The 1,463-nt window shown below is 63.8% G+C and carries 1 pseudogene; it reads right to left on the bottom strand.

The window, feature by feature from the left end:
* Positions 1-9 precede the first annotated feature (9 nt).
* Positions 10-1,339: pseudogene (locus CVA01_RS14720) on the bottom strand (IS256 family transposase).
* Positions 1,340-1,463 lie beyond the last annotated feature (124 nt).

Here is a 1,463-nt window from a genome sequence, read left to right as displayed (position 1 = left end):
TCACGGTCATCAAGCTCCGATCATGAACTGCACATCCGGAACCCCGACCGCGTCTGCGGAGTCGTGGACACCGTCGTCGGGGTCGTAGAGGGTGTGGGCGAGTTTCCTCATGCTGATCTCTGAGAGATACCGACGCTCACCGTACTGCCACTCCTCATGCTGTTCGGCCAGGACAGCACCGATCAGCCGGGTCACCGACGCCCGGTCGGGGAACACCTGGACAACGTCAGCGCGCCGCTTGATCTCCCGGTTGAGCCGCTCAATCGGATTGTTCGACCAGATCTTCTGCCAGTGCTCCACCGGCATGCCGGTGAACGCGGTCAGGTCCGTTTCCGCGGCGGTGAGCATGTCGGCGACGTCAGGGCACGAGGACCTCAGTGCGGTGGTGACCTGCTTGTACTGGGCGACCAGCGCCTGCGGATCGGTCTGGGCGAATACCGCGGAGATCAGCGCGTTGATCGGCTTGGAGTGCCTTGAGCCCAACTTCTGGGTGACGTTGCGGGCGAAGTGGACCCGGCAGCGTTGCCAGCCAGCCCCGGGCAGGATCGCTGTCGTCGCGGCCTTGATACCGCTGTGTGCGTCGGAGATGACCAACGCCACACCTAACGGATCGGTATCGGTGGAGACCTTCAGGCCGCGTTCACGCAGGTTGCGGAGGAATTCGGTCCAGAAGTCGGTGGATTCGGAATCGCCGACGGCCATGCCGAGGATCTCTCGACGGCCCTGGGCAGATACGCCGGTGGCCACGACAACGGCCTGGGAGATGACCCTGCCGCCTTTGTTGTGGACCCCGCCGCCGCGGCGGACGTCGACGTAGGTCGCGTCGAGGTAGACGTAGGGGAACCAGGTGTGGGTCAACGGTCGGGTGAGGAACTCCTCGACGGCCTCGTCGATGTCGGCACAGATCCGCGAGACGGTGGACTTCGAGATTCCGGAGTCGATGCCGAGGGCCCTGCAAGCCACTGACCAGGTCATCGACTTTGCGGGTGGATACTCCGTCGATGTAGGCCTGGCAGATGACCGCGTGCAGGGCTTTGTCGACCCGGCGTCGGGGCGACAGCAGCGAGGGGAAGAAGGACCCGTGCCGCAGTTTCGGGATGTTGATGTCCACATCGCCGGAGGTGGTGGAGATCTTCTTCGACCGGGTGCCGTTACGCCGGTTCTTGCGTTCGCTGGTGCGTTCGTAGGGGGCGGCGCCGATGGTGGCGGAGGCTTCGGCGTTGACGAGGTCCTGGAGGCCGGCCTGCATCAGTTCGCGGAACATGTCGTTGTGGGCGACGTTGGGATCGTCGAGGAGTTTCTGGATGAGCGTGGATACGGCAGAATGGGGTGTGGCCATCGTGGGCACAGCTCCTTTGTGGATTCTTTAGGCGGAACCTACAGAGCTTCCCGCGGTGGCCTTCACTGTGCAAGGAGACGGTGAACCTGCCGGGGGAATTGACACCACGCTAGGGGACTCAACC

The sequence above is a fragment of the Corynebacterium variabile genome (assembly GCF_006539825.1).
In the GTDB taxonomy this organism is placed as follows: domain Bacteria; phylum Actinomycetota; class Actinomycetes; order Mycobacteriales; family Mycobacteriaceae; genus Corynebacterium; species Corynebacterium variabile.
Note: the sequence above shows the minus strand (reverse complement) of the source record. Positions and strands in the feature narration are given on the sequence as shown.